Source organism: Paenibacillus sp. A3 (assembly GCF_001399685.1).
Lineage (GTDB): Bacteria > Bacillota > Bacilli > Paenibacillales > NBRC-103111 > Paenibacillus_G.
Map to the genome: position 1 here is coordinate 1 of NZ_JTHN01000103.1, position 17,196 is coordinate 17,196.

At 54.7% G+C, this 17,196-nt stretch carries 17 protein-coding genes and 1 riboswitch; of the genes, 2 read left to right on the top strand and 15 right to left on the bottom strand.

What is annotated here, in order from left to right:
- Window positions 1-40: 40 nt before the first annotated feature.
- Window positions 41-487 carry a hypothetical protein gene (locus tag QJ48_RS16420; protein WP_054974639.1) on the bottom strand — a complete coding sequence of 149 codons (447 nt, stop codon included), beginning with the start codon at window positions 485-487 and terminating at the stop codon, window positions 41-43.
- 227 nt (window positions 488-714) lie between these two features.
- Between QJ48_RS16420 and QJ48_RS16425 the strand changes: the two genes are divergently transcribed.
- Window positions 715-1,935 carry a hypothetical protein gene (locus QJ48_RS16425; protein WP_054974640.1) on the top strand — a complete coding sequence of 407 codons (1,221 nt, stop codon included), beginning with the start codon at window positions 715-717 and terminating at the stop codon, window positions 1,933-1,935.
- A gap of 1 nt (window position 1,936) precedes the next feature.
- On the opposite strand, the gene QJ48_RS16430 is transcribed toward QJ48_RS16425, so the two are convergent.
- The 11 genes from QJ48_RS16430 to QJ48_RS16480 form a co-directional block, all read right to left on the bottom strand.
- Window positions 1,937-2,602: an MBL fold metallo-hydrolase gene (locus QJ48_RS16430; RefSeq protein WP_054974652.1), complete on the bottom strand. Its 666-nt coding sequence runs from the start codon at window positions 2,600-2,602 to the stop codon at window positions 1,937-1,939.
- A gap of 212 nt (window positions 2,603-2,814) precedes the next feature.
- Window positions 2,815-3,219 carry a DoxX family protein gene (locus tag QJ48_RS16435; protein WP_054974641.1) on the bottom strand — a complete coding sequence of 135 codons (405 nt, stop codon included), beginning with the start codon at window positions 3,217-3,219 and terminating at the stop codon, window positions 2,815-2,817.
- Window positions 3,220-3,409: 190 nt separating this feature from the next.
- The gene (locus QJ48_RS16440; protein ID WP_054974642.1) at window positions 3,410-4,258 is read right to left on the bottom strand and encodes a M56 family metallopeptidase; all 849 of its coding nucleotides are present in this window, start codon (window positions 4,256-4,258) and stop codon (window positions 3,410-3,412) included.
- A 3-nt stretch (window positions 4,259-4,261) separates the two neighbouring features.
- A complete protein-coding gene (locus tag QJ48_RS16445; protein WP_054974643.1) occupies window positions 4,262-4,675 on the bottom strand; it encodes a BlaI/MecI/CopY family transcriptional regulator in 414 nt (137 codons plus the stop codon).
- A 122-nt stretch (window positions 4,676-4,797) separates the two neighbouring features.
- Window positions 4,798-6,534 (bottom strand): phosphoenolpyruvate--protein phosphotransferase, encoded by a 1,737-nt coding sequence (gene ptsP, locus QJ48_RS16450; protein WP_054974644.1) that lies wholly within the window; start codon window positions 6,532-6,534, stop codon window positions 4,798-4,800.
- A gap of 2 nt (window positions 6,535-6,536) precedes the next feature.
- Window positions 6,537-6,818 (bottom strand): HPr family phosphocarrier protein, encoded by a 282-nt coding sequence (locus QJ48_RS16455; RefSeq protein WP_010492478.1) that lies wholly within the window; start codon window positions 6,816-6,818, stop codon window positions 6,537-6,539.
- 71 nt (window positions 6,819-6,889) lie between these two features.
- The gene (locus QJ48_RS16460; RefSeq protein WP_054974645.1) at window positions 6,890-8,353 is read right to left on the bottom strand and encodes a PTS transporter subunit EIIC; all 1,464 of its coding nucleotides are present in this window, start codon (window positions 8,351-8,353) and stop codon (window positions 6,890-6,892) included.
- A gap of 29 nt (window positions 8,354-8,382) precedes the next feature.
- Complete coding sequence (locus QJ48_RS16465; protein WP_054974646.1) at window positions 8,383-8,883, bottom strand: PTS glucose transporter subunit IIA; 501 nt, start codon at window positions 8,881-8,883, stop codon at window positions 8,383-8,385.
- 15 nt (window positions 8,884-8,898) lie between these two features.
- Complete coding sequence (locus QJ48_RS16470; RefSeq protein WP_054974647.1) at window positions 8,899-9,771, bottom strand: transcription antiterminator; 873 nt, start codon at window positions 9,769-9,771, stop codon at window positions 8,899-8,901.
- 228 nt (window positions 9,772-9,999) lie between these two features.
- A complete protein-coding gene (locus QJ48_RS16475) occupies window positions 10,000-10,266 on the bottom strand; it encodes a hypothetical protein (RefSeq protein ID WP_054974648.1) in 267 nt (88 codons plus the stop codon).
- A gap of 76 nt (window positions 10,267-10,342) precedes the next feature.
- Window positions 10,343-11,665 (bottom strand): globin-coupled sensor protein, encoded by a 1,323-nt coding sequence (locus QJ48_RS16480; protein ID WP_054974649.1) that lies wholly within the window; start codon window positions 11,663-11,665, stop codon window positions 10,343-10,345.
- 112 nt (window positions 11,666-11,777) lie between these two features.
- Window positions 11,778-11,869, bottom strand: a riboswitch (cyclic di-GMP riboswitch).
- A 157-nt stretch (window positions 11,870-12,026) separates the two neighbouring features.
- Between QJ48_RS16480 and QJ48_RS16485 the strand changes: the two genes are divergently transcribed.
- A complete protein-coding gene (locus QJ48_RS16485) occupies window positions 12,027-13,622 on the top strand; it encodes a copper amine oxidase N-terminal domain-containing protein (RefSeq protein WP_054974650.1) in 1,596 nt (531 codons plus the stop codon).
- A gap of 87 nt (window positions 13,623-13,709) precedes the next feature.
- On the opposite strand, the gene QJ48_RS16490 is transcribed toward QJ48_RS16485, so the two are convergent.
- From QJ48_RS16490 to QJ48_RS16500, 3 genes are all read right to left on the bottom strand, one after another.
- Entirely contained in the window at window positions 13,710-14,585 is an 876-nt protein-coding gene (locus QJ48_RS16490; RefSeq protein ID WP_051775513.1) for a carbohydrate ABC transporter permease, read from the bottom strand.
- Window positions 14,586-14,603: 18 nt separating this feature from the next.
- Entirely contained in the window at window positions 14,604-15,512 is a 909-nt protein-coding gene (locus tag QJ48_RS16495) for a carbohydrate ABC transporter permease (RefSeq protein ID WP_237762936.1), read from the bottom strand.
- A gap of 110 nt (window positions 15,513-15,622) precedes the next feature.
- Window positions 15,623-17,002: an ABC transporter substrate-binding protein gene (locus QJ48_RS16500; RefSeq protein WP_162238504.1), complete on the bottom strand. Its 1,380-nt coding sequence runs from the start codon at window positions 17,000-17,002 to the stop codon at window positions 15,623-15,625.
- Between the last annotated feature and the right edge of the window lie 194 nt (window positions 17,003-17,196).

Genomic DNA, 17,196 nt, shown 5'->3' on the forward strand with positions numbered 1-17,196 from the left:
TGAGTTTTTCTACTTCTAAGGTTCCTCAACACTCAGCCGGTCAATCCGGCTTCGGTCCGCTGCCGGACGGCTTGTCCAGGTTGGCCCGCCTTCTTTTCTTGAGAGCGGCATGACCTCCCAGCAAGGCGGCGGGAATGACGGCCACGAAGCCGATGAGATGATACCATAACGGAACCTCGGCGTTGGCAAATGAATAATAGAAGCCGATCGCGGCTCCCACGACTCCGATAATCGAAGCGTGAAAATAAGCGTCCCGCTTCGCCACCGAAGCCGATACATACCCGCCAAGCCCTGTGCAGAACAAGCCGACAAGCAGGTAAATCGCCAAAATCGGCGTATCCGCATACACCTTTGAAATCTCGCTCGGACTAATCTGATTGGACGTGATGTAGATCGTGCCGATCAATAGCGAAGAGACGAACGAAGTGACCTGATCCACCAAAATGCCGGCCAGCACGCCGCCGAAATGTACGTTTTTCTTTTCCATGATTTCAGTAGGTCTCCTATAGTGATGTAGTGCGACTTCTTTTACTGGCGCTGCTCCTATGCCTCCTACGTTCCAACTATACCATACTCCAATCCGGATCGACAGCGCCCGATCCCGAACCCGTATCCATCGGCTAATGATGCTGAAGTGCAAATTTCCCGAATAATTCGGCAAAGAAAAAGACAAGCAAGGCTGTTATGATAACGTTAAGTAAAGGAGCGATGTCTATGGAAAAACGGATGGAACCCGATGTTCCGGAAAATGCCGGAACGAAGACTCCGATTCGCGGAAAACGTTTGACAAGGAGAACGCTGCTTGCCTCCATTGGAATGGCAGGCGCGGCGCTTGCTTGCGGAACCGTGCTCCGGCCAAGCGCAAGCGGTGCCGGGGCTGGCGCCAGTGTTTTCGAAAGCGTTTACACAAATCCTCCTACGAATACCCTGCCGATAGAAGGCGCCGCCTATCCGCAAGTCGACTTCGTCCGGCTGCTTCGGGAGCATAACGAAACGGCGGTCACACTTTACGCGAAGGTTTCCGGAAACCGCGCCCTGGAAGTGCTCATTCCGTTTAAGGGAAAGCGGTGCGCCCATTACGCGTTCGCCAAAGATCCGAATGACGATTTCATGAAACTGATGAACGGGGCCGTATCGGTCATGATCCCGGTAAATTCCCCTTCCGGCGCAGTCCATGCGAGCAAGCAATTTGACGTGCTGCATTCCTGGAGCAACAAGGAATTTGCCTTCTCTGTTACGCCGGCGGGCTCCGGCCTCCCATCGCAGTGGCTGCCCGAGCATGTCAATGTCGGCACCGTCTACGCCGTTGCCCAGCGCATCTATTTCGATGATACGGAGATTGCCGATTGGACTCCGGAGACATCCTTCCGACCCGTCAAATCGGTAAAAATCGTACAGCGGATGCTCGGCAGACACCCCTCTGATCCCGGCAATCCGCTTGCCGAGATCACTTGTGTGCAAACGGCTTCGGCAAGCGGCGTATCGGTCAAATCGAAGGTCAAATGGCTTCGTCCGGTTACGATTTCAACCGGCTACGGCATGATGTTCCCCGTGCCCGGTTCGTTCGCGGCCAAGCTTCTTACCGGCTGCGGGAGGTCATATGACGCCATCGCTACGGATGGCAGCGCGACAGACTTGACGGAAAACGATCAATCGTCGAGCTATGCCTACGTGCATAACAGCGCCGGAACGAACGGAGAGCCTGATACGATGGTCGCCCTGACGATTCACGACATCGCCAAAACGTTCAGGCAGGGCATGCCGGGACGCAGAGCCGCCGGCTCGATCGTTTGGCTGCAGCACCGCGACGCGGGCATGCAGAAGCTGTATCCGCAAGTATTCGATCGTTATACCGCCGCCGCAGGAGAAACCTACGAAGCGGGCGGCACTTATTTCATCGGGGAGCTTCCGCTGGCGGACCGTTTCTTCGGCTGAATCAGCTGTTTTGGCAAAGCCCTAATATCTGGTCCTTAACATCTACATTACTTAATCCCCCGTGATAACAAACCACGGATGCAATGTCGAGGTCTAAATACTTTTTTAAAGAGAGACGGGCTGCATTCATATCCGGTGTGGTCGGGGCATGAATTCCCCCGAGAATCCCGTTTACACTGTACATCGAATCCCCGGCAATGAGAGTCTTGCTTTGCCTCAAATAAAGGCTGATATGACCGGGAGTATGCCCAGGAGTATGGATGACGCGAATCCCGCCGCAAAACGGCAGTTCCTGACCGTCAATCAAAGTATCGTCCACTCTGCCTTTCGGGGGATTCTCAAGGTGCCCGTCTTTTAAAAGCGGTAACTCCCCCTGAATATACGGCTTATCCAGTTCGTGCGCATAAACTTTAACATGATGACCGCACTCCTGCAAAATGTCAGGAAGACTTCCTATATGATCCACATCCTGATGCGTCAAAATCACAACTTTTAGTTTGTCGAACGACACTTCTACCTTTTCCATGGCCACGCGTAAATCTTCAATTTGCCCTGGAAATCCTGTGTCTATTAAAACAGCCATTTCTCGATCCCACAAAAGAATGGGGTGAATAATATTTCCATGAAAATCGAGATGAAGCATTTCTACTCCCTTTGAAATTTCCATCATATCGGGCCTCCGTAAAATTAAATTTTTACGCAAAATAATATTATTATGCAAGTTTAGTTGTTGTCAACCCCTTCTCTATCAATCGCTCCACATAACAGAACGCTTCTGCACGGCTATAGAAAAAAAGGCTGTCTCTCAAGTAGATCGCTCTACTTTTTTTGAGACAGCCCTCGTATATGGCCCATATGCTGCACAATCGCGAAAGCGCGCTAGGCGCTCGCTCCCTCCGCGCTCCGCTTGCGGAACAAGCTGTCCACCGCCAGCACGCGGTTCCCGCTGATCAGCAGGTGCAGGGACATGGCGAACAGCGCAAGATCCAGCTCATACCCGCCGACAAATCCTTGCGGCAGCTTGACGGTCAGGATCGCGCCAAGCATAATGATCGAAAACAATGCGCCAAATACGCGCACGCCCAGACCGAGAATCATGCAAATGCCGCCGATCAGTTCGATGCCGCCGACCGCGTAGGCCAGAAAACCAGGCAAGCCGATGCTTTGAAAGAAGCCTGCGGCTTTTTCAATCCCCGATTGAAATTTTTGCAGCCCGTGCAAAAGAAAAGTCACGCCCAATACGATACGCACAATCAAAGCTCCCAATTCAGAAAACATGGTCATTTCACCTATTCCTCCTTGAAGTTAAAATCCTAATTTCAGGCTGACTCGAGGACCGCTCCCCTTCGTCCGCCTTGCATCCGATCCGCATCACCTCCTAACTACCGAACACTACTTATTGTAGTGTCCGCCCGCAAAAAAATGCGCCGGCCGGAAAAATAATCCGCCTGCGCAGCGGTTCTTTACTGCACGATTAGAGGGTGGCGAAGAAAAACATCGCGCCAAGCAACAGCACCGCATGGAATGAAATCATGGTCAGCTTCAGCGGCAATTTGAACGGAATCTCGAATTGCGGGTCCAAAATTAACTGAATGCGGCAGTTGATCGAGTTGTCTGCGAACGAGACGTAGGAAAATACCATCGTTTCGGACTTTCTATGCTTCAGGAGCTTCAGCAAAGCGCTGCCGATCTCTACGGACGAGCCCAATTGTTCGATGGCATAATTATCCGCAAGCACCTCGCGAACGGTCCGGTATTTCTGGTGCACCCACCGGAGCAGCGGGACGTATCCCATGACCGACGAACAGAGGGACAGCAGGAACGTTTTGAGCGGATCGCCGTGCTTCCGGTGATACATTTCATGATGGATGACCGCCTCCAGCTCCCTCGCATCCAGCAGCCGGATCAATCCCGTCGATAAAATGACTTTCGGGTTCAGCAGGTTCATCGTAAACGCGCGCGGCTCATCGCACGCGACGACCAGAATCGGCTCGCCGCCGCTGCCATACTGCTGGTTCAATTCCGCCGTCATCCGTTCGTCCCGTTTGCTTTGCAAGCGCCGGAACGTGCGCCACGACGCCCATTGCTGCTGGACGATGAGTCCGACGGTCAGCAGCAGAGTGTAGAGCACGACAATGTCGAAGGCGTACACCAACCCGTCCAGGCCGTAAATGCTCGCCGTAGTGGCGCAAAATTGGATCAGGTTATGCTTGAGTTCCAAGCCGAACAGCAAATGCAGCGCATACGCGACAATCTGGGACATGATCAGGGCCGACAACCCAAGGCCCGTAAGGAACAGGGTCCTGGAACGTTTTTCCCACATAGGCTATCTTTCCTTTTTCAGAGCTTGAATTTTTTGCTCCAGCTGCTCGAGAAGCGCCGGGTCCGCTTCTTCCAAGGCGTCCAGCATATGATTCACGACCAGCGGTCCGAATTCTTCAAGCAAATCGTTCGTCAGCTCTTTGGATTGGGTTTCGAGAAACTGCTCCAGCGACTGGGTAGGCCGGAATAAGGAGACGCGCCCTTCCGCTCTTTTGCGCAGCACACCCTTGTCCACCAGCCGGTTCATCACCGTCATCACCGTGTTGAAATTGATCGCCTGCTCCTTGGCCAGCTTCGCCTGAACGTCTTTGATCGCCATCTCCGGACCATTCCACAGGATATGCATGATTTTCGCTTCCAGAGGTCCGAAAAAGCGGTTTAATCCGCTTTCGTTCGTTTTGAATGATTGTATTTTCATGAAAGCACCTCACACTACCTATTGTAATGTTGGCAAAAGGCATCGTCAAGCTTACAGTCCGTTCCAACAAAAAAGCACGGCAACGGGCTCATACGCCTGTACCGTGCTTCTTCCTTCAAATGCTACAAATACTCGTGCAGCCAAGAAAGCTGCGACTCAACCGCGCTGCGAACTTCGTCCGGATCGTCCAGTTCAAGCACCGCTTCTGCCAGCCTGCCCATCTCGCTCCGGTCCAGCTTCGCGAGGAGCGCCCGCGTACGCGCCACGTGGACGCCGCTCATGCTGAACTCATGCAGCCCCATGCCCAGCAGAATCGGAACCGCGTGCGGCTGCCCAGCCATTTCCCCGCACATGCCGACCCATTTGCCTTCCCGCGCCGCCGCGCGGATGACCTGATCGATCAGACGCAGCACCGCAGGCTGAAGCGGATCGTTCAAGTGCGCCAGCTTCGGATTCATCCGGTCGGCCGCCATCGTATACTGCACGAGGTCGTTCGTTCCGATGCTGAAGAAATCGACTTCCTTGGCCAACCGGTCCGCCATCAGCGCCGCTCCCGGCACTTCGATCATGATGCCCGTCTCCAGATCGTCCCGGAACGCCCGGCCTTCGGCCCGCAGCTCCGCCTTGGCTTCCTCCAGAATGGCCTTGGCACGTCTCCACTCGCGGAGCGAAGCGATCATCGGGAACATGATCTTGACATTGGCCTCCGCGCTGGCCCGCAAAATGGCCCGAAGCTGCGTCTTGAACAGCTCCGGCCGGTCCAGGCAAATGCGGATCGCCCGGTAGCCGAGGAACGGGTTCTCTTCCTTCGGCAGCCCCAGCAGCGGCAGCTCCTTGCCCCCGCCGATATCCATCGTGCGGATCACGATCGGCGCCTCCGGTCGGAAGGCCCGGGCCGCCGCCGCATACGCTTCGTACTGCTCGTCCTCCGTCGGCAGCGAGTCGCGGCCCATGTATAGAAACTCCGTGCGGAACAGCCCTACGCCTTCGGCCCCGCCCCGCGCGGCAGCCTCCGCATCGGCCGGCAAGCCAATGTTGGCGACGAGCTCGACGCTTACGCCGTCCAGCGTCACGGACGGGCGGTCTACAAACGCACGGTAGCGCTCGGCCAGCGCCTGCTGCTCGCTTGCTTTTTGGCGGTAGGCGGCAAGCTGCTCCTCTGTCGGATCGACGAGCACGACGCCTTCACGGCCGTCGACGACGAGCCGCTGGCCGTCCTGCACCTGGAACAGGCTCTCGCCCAAGCCGACGATCGCCGGAATGCCGAGCGAACGGGCCAATATGGCGGAATGCGACGTCTTGCCGCCGGAAGCGGTGACGAAGCCCGCCGTCGATTTCGGGTCAAGCTGGGCCGTTTGCGAAGGCGTCAGCTCATCCGCGATCAGAATGAAGGGCTCATCCGTCAAACGCGCGTCCACAGACTCAACAGCATGGAGCAGCTTGCGGATCACACGGCGTGTCACGTCGCGGATATCCGCAGCTCTCTCCCGCAGATATTCGTCGTCCAGGCTTTCCAGCAGCGAGACGGTCTCCTGCATCGCTTCGTCCAGCGCCGCTTCCGCCCGGATAAGTTCCTCGCGGATGATCGTCTGAGCTTTGCCGATCAGCTCTTCATCCTGAAGAAACAGCCGGTGGCCTTCGAAAATTCCCGCTTCCTGCTCCCGGCCCCGGTCCGTCAACTCCCGGCCGATCTCCTGCAGCTCCTCGTCCGCCCGGCGGATCGCCTCGGCCAACCGCTCAAGCTCGGCGTCCATCTCTTCCGCCCGGATCGGAAGCCGCTCCGGCCGCTGTTCCTCCCGCATCACTTTTGCGACGCCGATCGCAATCCCCGGCGCCGCGGCAACTCCCTGCAGCCGCACGGTTACCCCTCCTTCCGGGCCGGCGCTTCGGAATATTCGGCCAGAATGCGGCCGATCTCTTCCTGCGCCGCTTCTTCCTGCTCCCCCTCGGTAATGAGCGTGACCGTGTCTCCGTGCTTGGCGCCGATGGTGAGCACGTTTACCAGACTTTTCGCGCTGACGCGTTTACCCGATTTTTCCAAGAAAATGTTGCATTCCTTGTAGCGTCCTGCCGCCTCCACAATTTTTTTGGCTGGACGTACGTGAAGCCCTAACAGGTTTTGAACAATATAGTCGTTTTGCATCGCTCTGCACTCCTTATTCCGTATAGTTTATATTTCTCTATCTGAATGGTTGCCCGCAGCAGCAGGCAAATTTACATGATCTTCTTAATCTCGTCTTTCAGCTGCTCGGATTGCGGTCCGAAAATAACCTGTACCGCGCCTTGACCGAGCCGCATGACGCCGGAGGCGCCCAGACCCTTCAGCGCTTTGTCGTCAACCGCCGCTTCGTCCTTCACGACCAGCCGCAGCCGGGTAATGCAAGCGTCCAATCCTACGATATTGTCGGCGCCGCCGATGGAAGCCAGGACTTGGCCCGCCTTTTGAGAGACCGGCGTTTTGCCCGCAGGCGCCGCCGTTTCTACGGCAGCAGCCTCGACGATGTCGTCGTCCTCCCGGCCGGGCGTCTTCAGATTCAGCTTCACGATCAGGATGCGGAACATGAAGTAATACACGACCGCAAACGCAAGACCGATCGGGATAATCAAGAGCGGCTTCGTTGCCAGCGGGTAGTTAAGCGCATAGTCGATGAAGCCCGCCGAGAACCCGAAGCCGTGCTTAATGCCAAGCGCATACGTGACATAACCGGCTACCCCGGACAGTACAGCGTGTACGGCATACAAAGCGGGAGCGAGGAACATGAAGGCAAATTCCAACGGTTCCGTAATTCCGGTCAGGAACGAGGCGAATGCCGTTCCGAACAGCATGGACGCTACGATTTTGCGCTTTTCCGGCTTCGCCGTATGCACCATCGCGAGCGCGGCAGCCGGGAGCGCGAACATCATCATCGGGAAGAACCCGGTCATGAACATCCCGGCCGACTTGTCGCCTTTGAAGAAGCGGTACAAGTCCCCGTGAATCACTTGGCCGGTCGCATCCGTAAAGTCGCCGATCTGGAACCAGGCGATCGAGTTCAGCACGTGATGCAGGCCGAACGGCAGCAGCAACCGGTTGCCGAGCATATACCCTGCGGCCCCGAAGCCGCCCAAGCCTACGATAAAGCGGCCGAGTTCGTCCAGCGCATGCTGAATCGGCCCCCAGATAATCCCGAACACGATCCCGATCAGCACCATCGCAAGCGAGGTAATGATCGGCACGAACCGCTTGCCGCTGAAAAAGCCTAACCAATCGGGCAGCTTGATATTATGATACTTTTTATAAAAATACGATGCCAGCGCCCCTGCGAGAATGCCTCCGAGCACGCCCATGTTCAGCTTCACGTCTTTATCGACAAGCATCGGGAAAGCCGCGGGAATTTTGGACAATACGTTGGTCAATACCAAGTAAGCGATTACAGCAGCCAACGACGCGACCGCGTCTCCGATGAAAGCGATCGCGATGCCGACCGCGAAAATCAGCGGCAGGTTATCGAATATGGCGGAGCCGCCGGCGTTCAGGAACGGCGCGATATACTGGTTCAGAAATCCGCCGACGCTTTCCCCCATATGAAAGTCTTTGACGTAATCAATATTCCCGAACCGCATCAGGATGGCGGCCGCCGGAAGGACGGCGACGGGAAGCATCAGGGCTTTTCCGACTTTCTGCAAAGAAGCGAGCATAATCACTCAACCCTTTCGAAATGTATATGTTATTTTTTTAAAACCGCGCTCAACAGTCCGGCGTCTCCCGCACGGACCGGCCCCAATCGGTATTCCACGGCCGACACGCTTTCTTCGCCGTTGGCAATGATAACCGGGGTAATCAGCGGATAGCCCGCTTCCTTAATACGCTCGATATCGAATTCGATCAGCGTCTGGCCGGCCGTCACCTTGTCGCCCGTAGATACGTGGGACGTAAACCCTTCGCCGCGCAGCGCCACCGTATTGATCCCGATATGAACCAAGAGCTGGACGCCCGACTCATGCTCCAGAATCAACGCGTGATTCGTGTCGATCCGATGCGCGACCGTGCCGTCGAACGGAGCGATCAGTTTGCCTTCCGTCGGCTCGATGGCAACCCCTTCGCCCATATGCTTGCCTGCGAACGCTTCGTCGGGAACTTGTTCGAGCTCTACGGCCTTACCCGTTATCGGAGATGCGATGTCCAGCCGATTCGTCTTCGTCTTGTTCGATAGCCATTTTGAGAACATATGTTTATTCCTCCTTTATGGTGTTGACCGCTCTCCCGGATACGTTTGAAACAGCCGGTACAAATGCATGACCATATAGCCGATCTCATCTTCGGGAACGTCCGTTTCCAGCCGCTGCCCGATGAGAGAGCCAAGCTCGGCGGCCAACCGGTATTCCTCGGGGTATTGGGTTTTGAACTCGTTCATAAATGGGTTGCGAACGACTTTGCCATGGGCAATTCGTTCGATCGCATGCCGCAAATGCGTGATAAGCCGGACATAATCCATGCTGTCCCGCGGAACGGGGACGCCCAACTCGCTTTCAACCACTGCGACCGCTTCATTCACCAGATTGGAGAACTTCACCAGCTCTCCGACCGGAACGCTGGACACCGCCGAATGGACGTGAAAGGTCAAAAATCCGATTTCGTCCTCCGGAATTTCGATGTCGAACGCCTCGCTGATCATCGCCGCCGCGCTTCGCGCAATTTCGTACTCCTTGGGAAACCACAGCAGCGTTTCCTGCAGGAACGGATTGACGATATCCATCCCGTTCTTGAGCCGGTATACCGCGAACTGAATATGGCTTGGCAGCGCAAAGTATACCTTGTTGTTCAGCGGCTCGGAAAATTGCCCGTTAATGCTGTCGATGATCCGCTCGGAGATCCGGATCACCTCGGGGTCGATTCCTTCCAGCAGCGTGTGGTACTCGCTCATCTGATCGCGGTCGTCCAGCCGAAATCGTTTTTCAATACGGGGGTCTTTGGCCTCGATCGTCCCGCTTCCTTTGGAGGAAAATCCGATGCCCTTGCCCAGCAGCACGTACTCCTTCCCGGAATCCGAATCCAACACCATAAGCACATTATTGCTGATGACCCGCTCGATTCGAAGCAGACGATTCGCTTGCATAGCCTAACCCACCACCTTTCCTTACGTTCCGAGCTGACGGCAAACAAAAAAGAGCCAAAAAAAGACCTTTGTTCTTAGTCTTTTCCTGGCTCATGCCCTTTTATCGGTAACACGCCAATTTGTATTCGGTTACAGTCCCATCATACCTATTTGTAAATGTTTCGTCAATAGGATTTGCGTGGAATTTAAGTGGCGAATTATTGAACAAATTACCAACGGTTTTCCTTCTTAACGGGGCAAGCTTTGCAGCGCCGCGTTCACAAGCAGGTCGTAGAAATCGTCGTCTTCCTCCAGCCTTTCTTCTACCGCAAGAATATCTTCTTCCGATCCCGATTCTTTAGAAAAGATCAGGCTGTAGCTCCAATCCTTCGCATTTTTGCTGTGCAGCGTAATTTCATAGGGCGCTTCATGCCCTTCATATTGAAACTCGACATGGCCCACGTAGCCGTTCTCCTTGCTGTGCGTCATCCGGCTTCCGATGATATTTACGTTCATTCGTCAGCTCATCCCTTTCTGTTTGTCTACAGACATTATCGCCTTTTTCGCCCGTTATGCACCAGCCTTTTTTTATTTACGCTTTGTCCCGCAGCGTTTCTGCGGTCGACGCCACCCGGCCTACCGCACTGCCTATTTCGCCGATCGTATGTACCAGCCGGTCCATCTCGCTGCCGACCTCTTCCGTCTGATCGATATTCGTCTGCATCGAGTGTACGATTTCGCTGAACACCCTCCGCGCTTCCAGCGCTTCCGTACGGCTCGTTTCCACGACTTGACGCACCTCGTGAATGGAACGTACGACCCGGTCATTGCACTTATCCGATTCGGTAACGATATCCGCAATGCGCGTCAGCGTCTTCTTCGTATCGTCGGACAATTTGCGCACCTCGTCGGCGACAATCGAGAATCCTCTTCCGTGTTCGCCGGCCCTGGCCGCCTCAATGGCCGCATTCAGAGAAAGCAAATTGGTCTGCGCCGCAATGTCTTGTACGATCGTAACGATATCCTTGATCTGCGACGACAGCTCGTTCAACTGCGCAGCGGACTGCTGCATATGATCGGCGCGCTCGTGAATGACGACGATTTTCGCTTCCAGCGCCTGAATCTGCTCCTGCCCTGTGCCGGCCATCTCCTGGCTCGATCTCGACTGCTCCGCCATCGAGGCAAAGGCTTCTTTCACGTCGCTGCTCGTCGAGATTAACGTCTCGACCGCCGCGTTATTTTCTTGCGTCAGCGCGGCGAGCTCCTCGCTTAACATGCGCAGATCGTTCCGGTATTTTTCATGCTGAAGCTCCCGCTGGCGCAAATTTTCTTTTTCGTACGCTTCCAGCACGAGCTGCTGCTCGAAGTTGAACAGTTTGGTCAACACCCGGTTAATCGCCACCATATCGTCTTTGTGCTGAACTTGGTTGACGATAGCGTCGATAAATCCGTTCTGGAGATTTTGGAAAGCGCTTAAATACCACTTTGGTTCCAATCCGATCCGCTCGTGAATCAGGGCGATTTTCGTTCTCTTTTCTATAAACGCCCGGTCCATTTTGCCTTCAAGCAGCTCTGTCAAATGCGTCTTCATCGTCCGGGTCAGCCGTTCGACGGTCGAATTGTCCCGTATAATCCGGTCCAGCTTGTCCACTTGCAGCACGGCTTGGTAGAACGAATCGACAATCTCGTTGACCCGCCCCTCGATCATAGGCTTAAAAATGGCGAGTATGCGCAAATCTTCTTCGGACAAAGCAATCATCTTGAGCTGTGCCTCCAGCTCCGCATCGTTCACCTTACAAGTAACTTCAACCGCGGTCAGCTTGTCCTGCTGCAATAACGAAACATGTCCCTCGGGCGCAGCACCTCCACTTTTCCAAAACCACCGGGCCATTGTGTGAAACGGGCACTTGCTCATAAAACGGACCCCCTCCTGTTTTATCTGTTTGTGGGTCCCGAACGCACGAAAAAAACCGCAGCGTCGCACGCGGCTTCAATGGGTTGGCGTTGAAGTGGCTGATGTCACAACAATTGGCAACCTGGCGATCGTTCTTCCCGTTCGGGAAGGGCAGACCCATGGCTTTGCGTCCCTGCTTTTCAGACAGGTATGCCTTTTTCCTTATGTATAATAAATACTCGATCTATTCTACTACAGTTTGTGAGCGTTTTCTAGCACGATTTATTTTTCTTTACCTCCGGCGGCTGCGATTTTTTTCGACACATCCTGTAGAATATTGTAAAATGGAAAAAGAATAGGACGCATAGGAGGGAATTTCTGTATGAACAAATGGTACGCCATGCTGCCGGCCTGTTTGCTGTGGACGGCGCTTGCGGCACCGGGCTTCGCAGGCGCAGCCGATCCGCAGGTGCGCGTGTATCTGGACGGCAAGCCCATCAAATTCGAAGTTCAGCCCATTTTGGAAAATGGTACGACGCTGGTTCAATTCCGGCCGATTTTTGAAAAAATAGGGCTCACGGTCGGCTGGGACGAGGCGACGCAAACCGTGACCGGCATGAAGGACGACCTCTCCATTAAACTGGTCATCGACGATACGGACGCTTATATCAACGACCGGGTGAACGAGCTTGAGCTTGCGCCCCGGCTGGTCGAGGGCAATACGTTCGTACCGCTGCGGTTCGTCAGCGAAGCGAGCGGCAAAGAAGTAACATGGGACGGGAACAGTATGTCGGTACATATAAAAAGTCCGGCGGATTCGACCGGGCCTGGGAACTCCGGCGGGACCACAGGCGGCGGCTCCAAGCCCGACGGCGGAGACTCCGGGACCAAACCGGGCAGCGGCACGGACACGACCAAGCCCGAAAGAGGAGATTACACCTATCCGAACGGGGACAGGTATACCGGCCAGATGGTAAACGGGTATCCCGAGGGTCGGGGCAAGCTGTACAATCTTGGCGGCAAGCTGCTTTTCGAAGGCACGATGTCGAACGGGCTCCCCGGAGACGGCCACCTCAAGAGCTACTACGAGAACGGCCAGCTGGAATTTGACGGGAATTTGAGAAACGGGGTGCGCACCGGTTCCGGCAAGCAGTACTCTTCCACAGGCTCTCTGCTGTTTGACGGCACCTTCTCGGTCGGCGAGCGGGAAAAAGGAACGCTGTACTACGACAACGGCGACAAATATACCGGTCCTTTCGATAACGACAAGCCGAGCGGAGCCGGCAAGCTCGTCTACAAGAACGGCGACGTATACGAAGGCGATTTCTTCGACGGACGGCGCGAAGGCAAAGGAACCTATACGACGACCAAGGGCGAGAAGCTGGTCGGGGATTTTAAGAACAACATGATGAACGGAATCATCTCTCATTATGACAAGAAGGGCACCTTGCTGTCCGTCAGCGAATTTTCCAACGACGTCCTGATTCGCAAAGTCGATATGGGCAACGGAAGCACGACGCTGCCGAATACGAATCCTTCGGCGCAGCCGGACAGAGTCAAGCTTGAGAACGACCGCCACGAGAAGCTCGTGAATTCGATCCGGGAGAACTACAATCAGAGCAAAAAGCAGCTGGATGATCAAATCGCCCAAATCCGCAAGGATAACCCGGGAACCTACTCCAGCCAGGCGGAATATAACAAAGCGCTGAAGGAAGCCGAGACGAAGCAGACGGATATTTCGAATAGGCTGAATTCGTTGGCCGGCGATTATTCCAAGGCGGCGGAGGCGGCTAAGGCCGAGCTGAACAAGCAGCTGACGAATGTTCAGACGCTGATCACGCAGATCCATGCCAAAGGGTCGGCCCAACAGCGGATCGAGGCGCTGAGGGATCAGCTGAGCTTCCTGAGAGACAATTACAACAACGAGTTGAAAAGAGCGAACGATCAACACTTGGAAATCATCAAGCAGCTGAAGTAATGATGACCCGTTGTTCGTTATAACAGACAAATGCGCAAAAAGGCCTGCATCGTTGCGGATGCAGGCTTTTTGCGCACGCCCTCGTGCTTACCCTTTGACGGAGCCGCTGGTCATGCCGGCGATGAACGATTTGTTCATCAGGAAGTAGACGACCAGAATCGGGAGCATCGACACCATCGAGCCGGACAGCATCAAGTGCCATTCCGCGGCAGCGTTGGCGGAATACTTCAGCGAGATGACGCCGACCGTCAGCGGCCGCAAGTCGGGATTCGTCATCGTAAAAATAAGCGGGAGCACGTATTGATTCCACGACTCGCGGAACGTGAACAGCCCGACGACCCCCAGCCCCGGCGTAAGCAGCGGCAAAATAATGCGCCAATAGATTCCGAAAAATCCGCAGCCGTCGATCGTCGCCGCCTCATCCAAGTCTTTCGGGATGGAGCGTACGAACCGCTCAAGCAGAAAAATATTAAAAGACAAGTGCGTGCCGACGAAGATCAGCACGATGCTCCACAGCGACTTGTGCAAATGCACCTCGCGCATCATGTCGTAGAGCGGACGGTACGTGATGGCCCCGATCGTGATGAACATCGTGACCGCAAGGACGGCCATGATGAGGCCGCGTCCCGGAAACATCCGCCTTCCGAGCGCATAAGCGCCCATCGAGCAGACGATGATATTGATGACCGTGGACGCGATGGAGATAAACAAGCTGTTCCACGTATATTTTGCAAAGTTGGCCCGCTCCCAGGCCTCGGCGTAGTTTTTCCAATGCCATTCCTTCGGCCATATGCTCGTGCTGTTCAACAGCTCGAAATTCGACTTAAACGAGCCGAATAACGTAAAGACGACCGGATACAAAATGGCGATGACAATGCTCAGCAGAAAGATCCAGACGATCGTCCAGGCCAGCAGCGGGCCGACGCGTACGGAAGCGCCCTTTTTGGCGGCGATTGTGCTCATGATACGGTTCCTCCTTCCTTAATGCGCCTGACTTGATTTGCGCGAAATATATAAGTAAGCCGACGTAAGCAGACCGACGATCAGCGCGGAAACGAAGCCTACGGCAGCGCCGTAGCCGTACTGCTGCACGACCGCATCACCCTCGGACACCGGGAAGAACAGCTTGTAGATGTACAAGTACATCACTTCCGTTTTGCCTCCGGGGCCTCCGGCCGTCAAGACCATGATGCTTTCGTAGCTCTTCAGCGTGTTGACAATCGCCAGCATGACGATGATTTGCATGACCGGTCCGAGCAGCGGTATCGTGACGTACCAGAACTGCTGAACCTTATTCGCGCCGTCGATGGCCGCGCTTTCGTACAAATCGTTCGAGATGCCCTGCAGGCCCGCGAGAAACAGCACCATGTAGTTCCCGACCGCGCCCCAGATGGCGACGAGAATGGCGGTAAGCATCGAGTACTTGACGCCGAGCCATTCGATCGGTTGATCGACTAATCCGATCGACATAAGCATTTTGTTAATGATCCCGTTGTACGAGTTGAACATCAGGTAGAAGACGAGCGAGATAACGGCCGTACTGATGATGGTCGGCATGAAAATGATGGCGCGCATCGTATTTTTGCCGAACAGCTTGTTGTTCAGGATGAAAGCTAAAATAAGAGAAAGCGGTAAAGTAATGACGAGCTTCCCGGCCGTAAACACCAGCGTGTTCCAGACCGAATGCCAATACTGCGAGTCGCGCGTGAACAGCCGGACAAAGTTATCGAGCCCGATGAAGGTCGCATCCGAGAAGCCGTCATAGTCATAGAACATATATTTGAAGGCCCATGCCAGAGGATAGATGGCAAACAGCAGCAGGAGAACGACCGTCGGCAGAACCATGACGTAAGGTCCCGTATATTCCTTCAATCTTTTTTTGAGCGGCACGCAAATCAGCTCCTTCCAAAGGCGGTTTTTGGCAAAAAGAGAGCAGGCGACTCCCGGATATCCATATAGGAGAGCCACCTGCTGACCGGTCGTTTATGCAAACGAGAACTTTATTTTTTAATTTGGCTGCGCGGGTCGAAATTCGGCTCGACGATCCGCTTCACGTTACCGGCCTTTTCTTCGTTGTTCAAGCCGTCGTTGTAACGCTTGTTCAGATCTTCGATCCCTTTGTCAAGCGGCGTCAGGCCGAGAATCGTCTCGGAGATGACGTTCTGCCACGGCTTGCCCTCGATTTTGTGTACGGGATAGGCCGGCCACATGACATCGTCCTTCGGCGCGAATTCCTTGAAGTTTTTGAGCGTTGGCTCTTTCGCTTTCCCGAGAACGCTGGGCACGACGCTGATCCCCTTGCCTTGCTCGTAATAAGGAACGAGCACGTCGTCGCTGTAGAGGAAGTTCAGCAGCTCCCAGGCTTCTTTTTTGTGCTTGCTTTTCCCGGACATGTACAGCCAGGATGCGCCGCCGTTGATATAGTTCGCACCCTTCGGCGCTCCGCCGTCAAGCGTCGGCACCTGTGCTACGCCCCAGTTGACTTTGGTCGGGAACTGCGTATCATACACGCCCGGCTCGGCGGACAGCGAGAAGTACATGCCGATTTTGCCTGCCGCAAACTGGTTGCGCAGCGGGTCGATGTCCAGCGATTCGTAGCCCGGAAGAATGTTTTTGTTATCGACGATTTGCTTCAGCGCTTGGACGTAAGGCTTCAGCACTTCGAAATCGTACTTCCCGTTTTTCCAATCGTAGTAGTCTTTGCCGTCGAGACGAACCATCGGCAGCAGTCCACGCTCGAAGGCCGAGGCAGGCGTCTTCATGTTTAACGCGAAGCCGTATACGTTGTCCGCTCTGCCGGCTTCGGTAATTTTTTTCGCATAGTCCACAAGCTCCGCCATTGACTTCGGCGGCTCGCTCAGGCCGGCTTTGGCGAACAGGTCTTTGTTATAAACCAGCCTCCAGGTTGTGCCGTAGTTCGGAAGGCTGTAGGTTTTGCCGTCCAGCGAGTTTTGCCGGTCGACCTTCAATAGGTTGTCGCCAAAGCGGGACTTCACTTCCGGCGTCAAAAACTCGTCGAGCGGTTGAATCGCTTTCATTTTTACCAAATCTTCCAACTTGAGCTTCATTTTGGCGTTGAAAATGTCCGGCGCCTCGTCCGCTTGAATCGCCGTTTGCAGCGCCTGCTCGTAGTTGTCCGTCATGATCTGGGATTCGACTTCGATCTTGCCTTTAAACTTCTGATTGAACTCCTCCAGCTTCGTTTTCATCAAGTCGGCGTCATGCCGCGCATTGGTCCAAAATTTCAGCTTGACCGGTTGGCCGCTTGCGCCGCCGCCGCTTTCGGAGCCGGTTTTCGTTTGTTCGCCGCCGCATCCTGCCAGCGCCGATGAAGCCAGTGCCATCGCCAATCCGAGCTTTACATAGCCTTTTGTATTCACGGACATCGTCCTCCCCTGTAATATTTTCTGCGTGTACGTGAGTTGATCTTCCTATTTCCAAGTATAGCGAACCGTGTCGAATTTCCTAGGGAGGGAATTTTCATGAGCGAGGGGGAGGATTTACTCCTCCTTCTGTGGGTGTTGAGAAACCCGCTTCGCGAAGAAAACTCTCTGGATACGCCGGTGGGGTATAT